This is a genomic window from Pectinatus frisingensis (genome assembly GCF_015732285.1).
Classification (GTDB): domain Bacteria; phylum Bacillota; class Negativicutes; order Selenomonadales; family Selenomonadaceae; genus Pectinatus; species Pectinatus frisingensis.
In genome coordinates, this window is sequence record NZ_WIQU01000069.1 from 69,804 (window position 1) to 78,722 (window position 8,919).

Consider the following 8,919-nt stretch of genomic DNA (forward strand, 5'->3'; position numbering starts at 1 on the left):
ATATAGTTTTTTATACGATAAAGACTTAACGAGAGAAAATGATAAACTAACGGAGGTAGAAAGATGAGTAATCCTAAATTAAAAGATAAATTAAATGATCATTTATGTGAAGCAGTTTTGAGTTTAAAAAGTACAGAGGAATGTTATCAGTTTTTTGAAGATATATGTACGATAAGTGAGATGAAGGCGATGGCACAACGTCTGGAAGTTGCAGCAATGTTGCGTAAGGGGCATATTTATGAGGATATTGTAGCACACACGGGGGCCAGTACAGCTACTATAAGCCGGGTCAAACGCTGCCTGAATTATGGTGCAGATGGATACAATATCGTATTAGATCGCCTGGGTATAAAAAAAGATACTACATTGAGAAATGGAGAGAAAAAATAAGTGTGCCGTGATAAGAATTTTTTATTGGAAGTTCCGTATGGAATGCGGGATTTTTTACCACGTGATGCTGCAATAAAAAGAAACGTGGAAACAGTGTTAGCTGAGCTGTTTGCTAAATGGGGTTATAACGAAGTCATAACGCCTGCTGTCGAATATCTTGATACGTTAGCTGCTGGAAGTAAGAATAACATGGAAAAACATATGTTTAAGTTTTTTGATAAAAACAATAGGACATTGGCGCTGCGTAATGAAATGACTACTTCGATAGCCAGATTAGTATCAAGCCGCATGCGACTTGATAATCTACCATTAAAGCTATCATATATTTGTAAAGTTTATCGTTATGAACAGGCTCAGACGGGACGGCAGTGTGAATTCTATCAGGCTGGTGTTGAATTAATGGGTAATAGTGATCCGTCAGGTGATGCAGAAGTTATAGCATTAGCGATAAAAAGTATGCTTCAGACAGGGCTTAGAAAATTTCAAGTATGTATTGGGCAGGTACAGTTTATCAATGGCCTTATGCAAAAATGGAATTTAACGGATAATGAACAAAAGAATATACGGATTGCATTAGAAAAACATGATTTAGTTAAATTGGCTGAAATAGTTGAAACAAGTAATTTATCTTCTACAGCACAAGAGAACTTAAAGCAGCTGCCTTTATTACATGGAGGAGAAGAAATATTAACTAAGGCTTCAGCTATGGCGAATAATGATGAAAGTATAAAGGCAATTAATGATTTACGAACTGTTTATACTTTTTTGAAAAGCTATGGGGTAACGGATTATGTAGTGTTTGATTTGGGGGTTATCCGTGATTTTGGTTATTATACAGGTACTGTATTTGAAATTTATGTGCCGGGAATGGGAAGTCCTTTGTGCGGCGGCGGTCGTTATGATAATTTGTTGGAAAATTTTGGCAAACATCTGCCGGCAACCGGTTTTGCACTGGGATTGGAACGATTGATGCTGGCACTGGCTGATCAGGGTAAAATAGATAACTTAATTAATAGTAAAGAAAATTATGTGGCATATGCCGATGGTCATATTGCGGAGGCAATAGAAAAAGCACTGTGGCTGAGAGCTGCAGGTGAAATAACGGAACTTGCTGATAAGGCACAGTCTTTTACTGAAGCAGAATATTATTGCCAAACGAAGGGGTATCTGAATCTGGTATATTTACAATGATTAAAAGGATTAGGCAGCTTTGCAAGGCTATAAGGGCTGGTATTACTGCTGAAGATGAAAGCTTTATTAATGAATATTTAACACTGGATGAGCGGAAACTGTTTAATACTATGGCGGTATATGACAAACGACATGCACTAAATGTAGCTGCTAGTGCAGCGGAATTAGTAAGGCAGTACCAGATAACTGTTAATTTTAGATTGATGATGAAAGCCGCGTTGCTGCATGATATAGGAAGAACAGCTGATACAGTGATACTCAGTGATAAAATCCTGCTGGTCCTGCTGGAAATGCTGCCGCCGGGGCTGCAGCATTTTATAGCTAAGGATAAGTGTTATGGCTTTATAGGCAGGCGGCGTCAGGCGTTGTACAGATGCATGCATCATGCTTTTATTGGTGCTGTAAAGCTTAGGGAAATAGGAGCGCTAGATGTAGCCGCAGTTGTTGAACGACATCATAATAAGCCGGATGACAATGATGATAGTGAACTTGTGGTACTGCGCAAGGCGGACGAAGCAAATTAATACTTATTGGGAAAGGCGTGGCTTAATGTCAGCAGAAAATATGGAATATTTGACAGTAGCGTTACCAAAGGGAAAAGTCTTTAATAAGGCGGCAGCGTTATTTGAGAAAATTGGTTACACAGCGAATGGATTATCCGATAAATCGCGAAAATTAATTATTACCAATGAAGAAAAAAAAATACGATTTATAATTACGAAAACAGCAGATGTTCCGGTTTATGTTGAATATGGGGCGGCAGATATTGGTGTTATAGGGAAAGATGTTTTATTGGAATCAGCTAAGGATGTTTATGAACTGCTTGATTTGAAAATAGCTAAATGTCATTTAATGATGGCAGTACCGCAAAAATTCAAACGTCCGCAGCTTAGTGATTATGCTAATACCAGAGTGGCAACTAAATTTCCGCATATTGCGGCAGCTTTCTTTAATAGCAAAGGAATGCAAATGGAGTATATTAAGCTGCACGGCTCGATAGAACTGGGACCGATTGTTGGACTATCTGAAAGTATCGTTGATATTGTGGAGACAGGAACTACCCTGCGGGAAAATGAATTGGAAGAATATGCATTTATAGCCGATGCGACAGCACGTTTAATAGCTAATCGGGCGAGTTTTAAAATAAAGTTTGCCCGCATCAGTAAATTGACGGAAGACTTAAGAAAAATAGTGAACAAAAAATAAGGAGAGATGGCTATGCTGAAATATCGCACAGGAATAGAAAAATTACCAGTGTATGATGTTATTGAACGTGATTGGAATATAAAACTCAATGCCAATGAATGCAATATGAATCTGCCGCCGATAGTTGAAGACCGAGTTATGGGAAGATTATCAAGATTGGCTTTTAATCGTTATCCTAATACTGAATTAGAATCACTGGCAGAACAAATTGCGGCTTCTTTCAGCGTTGAACGCAGTAATATATTAATCGCCAATGGCTCAAGTGAAATTTTAGAAAAATTGTTCTTTTGCTTTGGCGGACGCAATCACAAGGTAGTTTATCCACAGCCATCTTTTTCTATGTACAAGATATATGCGGCACTTAGTAATTCAAGCAGTGTAGCATTTGATCTTGATGAAGATTATAGATTTAATGCCGAAAAATTTGTTGAAACTGTGAACGAAAATAAAGCTCATTTGGCAGTCTTATGTGCACCTAACAATCCCACCGGTACGCATATACCATTGGCTGATATTGAATATGTAGCTAAAAGAATAAATTGTGCTTTCGTTGTGGATGAGGCTTATATTGAGTTTGATGGACAATCGGCTGTGGGGTTACTGGCGCAGTATCCACATATGATTATAGCAAGGACTTTTTCCAAGGCGTATGGTTTAGCCGGAGCAAGGGTTGGATATATGCTTGCGGCAACGAAAATAACCGATATAGTTGGAAGAGTATTTATGCCATATCATGTGAACGTTATTTCTGCAGTCGTTGCCGACATCGTATATCAAATGCGACATGAATATGAACCGCGTATTGCCATGATGACTTCGGAACGCGATCGTATTTCAGAACAACTACGGAAACTGCCGGGATTAACTGTTTATCCATCAAGTACGAATTTTATTTTATTAAAATATGCCAAAGCTGTTCAGCTGAATGAATATCTCATGAATATCGGCATTGGAGTGAGAAGTTTCGGCAATGCACCGCGACTGGACAATTGTATCAGAGTTTCTATGGGGACAAGACAGGAAAATGATAGTTTTTTTAAAGCGGCTAAAGAATTTGTCGAACAGCATGACGGGGAGTGATATTATGCGTCAGATAGAGATAAAACGACAGACAAATGAGACTGCTGTATATATTAATTTGGGATTAGATGGTACAGGGAAAAATAAAATAGATACTAAAATAGGTTTTTTTAATCATATGCTGACATTGCTGTCGGCACACGGTCTCATAGATTTAGTAGTTGAATGCACTGGAGATATTGAGGTCGATGGTCATCATACAGTAGAGGATGTCGGTATAGTTCTGGGTGATGCATTTCATGAAGCAATCGGCGATAAAAAAGGTATTAACCGTTATGCTACATTTTATGTACCAATGGATGAAACGTTGGCCAGAGCATCACTTGATATAAGCGGGCGTCCTTTTTTGATTTTCGATGCAGGGGAACTGGCACCAATGATCGGTGCATTTGATACACAGCTGGCTGAAGAATTTTTTCGCGCTTTTGCAGTTCATGCCGGTATAACATTGCATTTGCAGATACTTTATGGGAAAAACTCCCATCATAAAATTGAAGCTTTATTTAAGGCTTTGGGACATGCATTGCGTCACGCTGTAGAAATGGATCCACGTGTAAAGGGGATACCAAGCAGCAAGGGGGTTTTGTAAAATGATTGCAATTGTTGATTATGGCCGTGGCAACTTATTTAGTGTGCAAAAGGCGTTCAATTTTTTAGGGACTGATGCTGTCATCACAGCAGATATTAAGAAAATAGAAAAAGCTGATAAAGTAGTTTTACCAGGCGTTGGGGCTTTTGGTGACTGTATGAATAATTTACGGGCTGCAGGACTGGTGCCCGTACTGCAAAAAGCAGCTAAGATAAAACCATTTTTGGGGATATGCTTAGGACTGCAGCTGCTGTTTGAAACCAGTGAGGAAAGTCCGGGAGTAAGGGGATTAGGGGTTTTCCGTGGCAGAATAGAAAAAATCAGCGCAACGGGTTATAAGGTCCCGCATATGGGCTGGAATAATATTTTTATTGAAAACGTGAACCCATTGTTGGGGAAATTGCCAGAGCGTCCATATGTTTATTTTGTACACAGTTATCATGCTGTGCCGGCAGACCCATCAATAATAACTTCGTGGACTGAATATGGAGGAAAAGTAACGGCATCGGTGGGACAGGAAAATGTTCAGGCAATGCAGTTCCATCCGGAAAAATCAGGAGCAGTAGGAATGCAGATTTTACAAAATTTTATCGATTGGTGATAAAGACAGTTTAAAGCATATCAATAAATTATAAAGGTATGATAGATAATAAGAAAAGCATTTATGATATAATAAATACAAGATGATAAACGATTGTGGGGGATGCTTATGTTTATTTTACCGGCTATTGATATACGCGGCGGAAAGTGTGTCCGTTTGTTCAAGGGAAATTTTTCTAAAGAAACGGTTTTTTCAGATCATCCTGTAGAAATGGCAAAAAAATGGGTAGGCATGGGTGCAGGTTACTTGCATCTTGTAGATCTTGATGGGGCGCTTGCCGGTACATCAAAAAATTTACAGGTGATCAAACAAATAGTTGATTCTGTTGATATTCCTGTTGAACTAGGTGGTGGAATAAGGACGATAAAAAATATAGAGACACTTTTAGATATTGGATTAGATCGGGTTATTCTGGGTTCAGCAGCTGTACATGATCCAAAGCTTGTTGAAGAGGCCTGTCGTTTATTTGAAGATAGAATAGTCGTCGGCATCGATGCCAAAGATGGAATAGTAGCGGTTGAAGGCTGGGAAGTATCAGGAAATGTTCATGCTGAAGAATTGGCTAAAAAAATGGCCTCGGCAGGGGTTCAAAAAATTATTTATACAGATATTTCTCGTGATGGAACGTTGCTGGGAATAAATGTAAAAGCAACAGCTTCATTGGCAAAAAATAGTGGAACACAGGTTATTGCTTCCGGTGGTTTATCATCACTTGACGAAATAAGAGAGCTTAAACAACATGAGGATGATGGTATAATCGGTGTAATTGCCGGAAAAGCTATTTACACCGGGGCGTTGGATTTGGGGGAAGCAATAAAAATTGCTAAGGGTGAATAATAATGTACACAAAAAGGATTATTCCTTGTCTTGATGTAAAAGCAGGCAGAGTAGTAAAAGGAACTAATTTCGTTTCTTTGCGTGACGCCGGTGATCCGGTGGAATTGGCCAGCTTTTACGACAAACAGGGGGCAGATGAACTGGTTTTTCTTGATATAACAGCATCCAGTGAAAAACGAAATACGATGGTGGAAGTGGCATCTAAGTGTGCTTCACAGGTATTTATACCATTTACTGTTGGCGGTGGAATAAGAAGCAGCAGTGATATGCGAAATATGTTAAAAGCAGGGGCTGACAAAATTTCTTTGAATACTGCCGCTATAAAAAATCCGCAGTTAATAAGTGAAAGTGCGGGAAAATTTGGTAATCAATGTGTCGTATTGGCAGTTGATGCGAAAAGGATAGGCGCGGCTTCTTGGGAAGTTTATATAAATGGAGGGCGTACCCCTACAGGACTGGATTGCATTGAATGGGTAAAAAAAGCCGTCGCATTAGGGGCAGGAGAAATTCTATTGACCAGCATGGATGCCGACGGAACAAAAAACGGTTATGACATTCCATTAACCAGAGCTGTATCAGAGTCAGTTGGCGTTCCGGTCATTGCTTCTGGCGGAGCTGGTGAGTTATCACATTTTTATGATGTGCTGACAGCAGGTAAGGCTGATGCGGTATTGGCGGCATCAGTATTTCACTATGGGCGGTTTAAAATTCAACAGGTCAAGGAGTATCTATTATCACGTGGGGTGGAGGTAAGACTATGATTGACATAAGTATGATAAAATTTGATGCCGCTGGTTTGGTTCCGGCAGTTGTTCAGGAAGTTGATAATAACCAGGTTTTAATGATGGCCTATATGAATGAAGAATCTTTATGCAAGACACTGTCAACCGGTTACACTTGGTTTTTCAGCCGCAGTCGACAATGCTTGTGGAATAAAGGCGCAACTTCCGGCAATAAACAGCGGGTTGAAGAAATATTTTATGACTGCGATGGAGACACTATATTGCTGCGGGTTCATCAGATTGGTGTGGCTTGCCATACTGGGACATATACATGTTTTAGCGGCCGTCGGTTAGGGTTATCGAATAAAGAAGTTGCATTGGTTGATGATGAACCGCAGCCGACGGCCAATTTGGCAAGAGTATTAAATGATTTATATAATGTCATTCAGGATAGGAAACTTCACCCGGTCGAAGGTTCTTATACCACGTATTTATTACGGCATGGTCAAGATAAGATCCTAAAGAAATTGGGAGAAGAAGCTATAGAAACGATAATTGCATCTAAGAATAACGACAAGGAAGAAATCCTTTATGAGATGGGCGATTTATGGTACCACTGCATGGTAACACTGGCATATCATAATATTTTACCGGAAGAGCTGCTAAGTGAATTACTAAATCGCAGAAGTGGCGGAGAATACCATAAATTTATCGATCCGGATGATTTGGATCCGGATGAACAATAATATTGGATTATAAGCAAAGGACTGTCACACGAATGTCATTGACTTCATAAAGATGCGATCACCGTCATTTGGTGGTCATCCGTTTTTTTAGGCGGATAGAAAGATATGTACATATTTATGAATGGAAATGTTTATGTGTGACGGTCCTTTTTAAATATATAGATGAGAGGGGAAATATTATGAATAATCAATATGGCAGAAAATTTTTGGCAGAATCGAGTTGGGAAAAGGGCAGAAAAACGGAACAGATGAGAAGGACAGGTATAGAGCTTCCTGTTTCTGCGGGCAGCAGGATAATTACTTTACCGGAACCAGAAATGCTGGCAGATCATCATGTCAATTTTTTAGAAATGGTTGAACTTCGCTCTACGGTGCGTCAATACAGTAAAGATGCCTTGTCATTGAAAGAATTGTCATATCTTTTGTGGTGTACGCAGGGAGTGAAAGCAGTTAAAAATAATATGACATTGCGCACAGTACCGTCAGCCGGCGGCAGTCATTCATTTGAGACATATTTATTAATAAATAATGTAGAAGGACTTGAACCCGGTGTTTACCGTTTTTTGGCGGTTGAGCATGCTCTTACTGAGATAACAGTGAATAAATCGGTAATTGAAGAGTGTTTTTCTACGGTTAATACGGTAAAAAACAGTGCCGTAACATTTATCTGGAGCAGTGTCATTGAACGTTTGAGCTGCTACTATGGTGAAAGAGCGTATCGTTATGTGTTTCTTGACGCAGGGCATGTTTGCCAGAATTTATACGCGTCAGCTCAAACAATAAGTGCTGGAGTATGCCCATTAGGGGCATTTGATGACAGAAAGATAAATACGGCATTTAAATTTGATGTTGCGCAGCAATTTGTGGTGTATGGAGCAGCGGTAGGTAAACTTTAAAAGTAAAAAGGAAAATATACTACCGTGTTGCCTGAGTCCGTAAAATGATTCTATTTTTGCATAAAGGGATTTATTGCCAAATGATATAAAAACAATTATAATTATTACTTAATGGAATATGTCTGCTTGTTATAATTAATGTTGCAGCATAAAAGATTTTTGCGGATAAATGGTAATAACAAAAACAAGGGTGTATAGCTATGATAAAAATAGATTCTCTTGGAACTAAACAGTTTTTCCAAAGTACCGGAAATAGTCATGAAGTACAGGCAAAAGGACAGTTGAATGATTTTTCGGCTGAACTTGATCAAAATGAACATGATTTATCAATGGAGCAGCTGAAAAAATTGTTTGACAGGGTATCAGAACAGGGCGCTAAGCTGACGCAAACCCCAACCTTTGAAGAATTAAGTTCATATCGGGATATTGTCAGGCAATTTATTGGTGAAGCGGTCACACATATGTATTCAAAGCACTCTCAATCTGGCTGGGATAATTTAGGCCGGCAAAAAGTATATACTACCGTAAGAAAAATAGATGGCAAATTAGAAGAAATGGCAGAGGAAATACGATTAGGGCAGGCAACCGCACTAAGTATAGCCTCTAAACATGATGCGGTACGCGGCATGCTTGTCGATTTATATATGTGATGTCTATGAAT

Annotated in this window: 12 protein-coding genes; all 12 read left to right on the forward strand. The window is 39.1% G+C overall.

Annotated elements, in window-relative coordinates; translation table 11 throughout:
- The first annotated feature begins 63 nt into the window (after window positions 1-63).
- Complete coding sequence (locus tag I6751_RS13615; RefSeq protein ID WP_182187796.1) at window positions 64-390, forward strand: YerC/YecD family TrpR-related protein; 327 nt, start codon at window positions 64-66, stop codon at window positions 388-390.
- Window positions 391-432: 42 nt separating this feature from the next.
- A complete protein-coding gene (gene hisZ, locus I6751_RS13620; RefSeq protein ID WP_196591382.1) occupies window positions 433-1,581 on the forward strand; it encodes an ATP phosphoribosyltransferase regulatory subunit in 1,149 nt (382 codons plus the stop codon).
- Entirely contained in the window at window positions 1,578-2,105 is a 528-nt protein-coding gene (locus I6751_RS13625) for an HDIG domain-containing metalloprotein (RefSeq protein ID WP_196591370.1), read from the forward strand. The genes hisZ and I6751_RS13625 overlap by 4 nt, the downstream gene beginning before the upstream one ends.
- A 25-nt stretch (window positions 2,106-2,130) precedes the next feature.
- Window positions 2,131-2,787: an ATP phosphoribosyltransferase gene (gene hisG, locus I6751_RS13630; RefSeq protein WP_182187798.1), complete on the forward strand. Its 657-nt coding sequence runs from the start codon at window positions 2,131-2,133 to the stop codon at window positions 2,785-2,787.
- Between the two features lie 12 nt (window positions 2,788-2,799).
- Window positions 2,800-3,867 carry a histidinol-phosphate transaminase gene (hisC, locus tag I6751_RS13635; protein ID WP_196591371.1) on the forward strand — a complete coding sequence of 356 codons (1,068 nt, stop codon included), beginning with the start codon at window positions 2,800-2,802 and terminating at the stop codon, window positions 3,865-3,867.
- A 4-nt stretch (window positions 3,868-3,871) separates the two neighbouring features.
- Complete coding sequence (gene hisB / locus I6751_RS13640; RefSeq protein ID WP_196591383.1) at window positions 3,872-4,456, forward strand: imidazoleglycerol-phosphate dehydratase HisB; 585 nt, start codon at window positions 3,872-3,874, stop codon at window positions 4,454-4,456.
- Window position 4,457: 1 nt separating this feature from the next.
- Window positions 4,458-5,057: an imidazole glycerol phosphate synthase subunit HisH gene (hisH, locus tag I6751_RS13645; RefSeq protein ID WP_196591372.1), complete on the forward strand. Its 600-nt coding sequence runs from the start codon at window positions 4,458-4,460 to the stop codon at window positions 5,055-5,057.
- Window positions 5,058-5,165: 108 nt separating this feature from the next.
- Window positions 5,166-5,894 carry a 1-(5-phosphoribosyl)-5-[(5-phosphoribosylamino)methylideneamino]imidazole-4-carboxamide isomerase gene (gene hisA / locus I6751_RS13650; RefSeq protein ID WP_196591373.1) on the forward strand — a complete coding sequence of 243 codons (729 nt, stop codon included), beginning with the start codon at window positions 5,166-5,168 and terminating at the stop codon, window positions 5,892-5,894.
- A gap of 2 nt (window positions 5,895-5,896) precedes the next feature.
- The gene (gene hisF, locus I6751_RS13655; RefSeq protein ID WP_196591374.1) at window positions 5,897-6,655 is read left to right on the forward strand and encodes an imidazole glycerol phosphate synthase subunit HisF; all 759 of its coding nucleotides are present in this window, start codon (window positions 5,897-5,899) and stop codon (window positions 6,653-6,655) included.
- Window positions 6,652-7,362 (forward strand): bifunctional phosphoribosyl-AMP cyclohydrolase/phosphoribosyl-ATP diphosphatase HisIE, encoded by a 711-nt coding sequence (gene hisIE, locus I6751_RS13660; protein WP_182187804.1) that lies wholly within the window; start codon window positions 6,652-6,654, stop codon window positions 7,360-7,362. Before hisF ends, hisIE begins: the two co-directional genes overlap by 4 nt.
- Window positions 7,363-7,541: 179 nt before the next feature.
- On the forward strand, window positions 7,542-8,258 hold the full coding sequence (locus I6751_RS13665) for a SagB/ThcOx family dehydrogenase (RefSeq protein WP_196591375.1): 717 nt from the start codon (window positions 7,542-7,544) through the stop codon (window positions 8,256-8,258).
- A 200-nt stretch (window positions 8,259-8,458) separates the two neighbouring features.
- Complete coding sequence (locus I6751_RS13670; protein WP_196591376.1) at window positions 8,459-8,908, forward strand: YaaR family protein; 450 nt, start codon at window positions 8,459-8,461, stop codon at window positions 8,906-8,908.
- Window positions 8,909-8,919 lie beyond the last annotated feature (11 nt).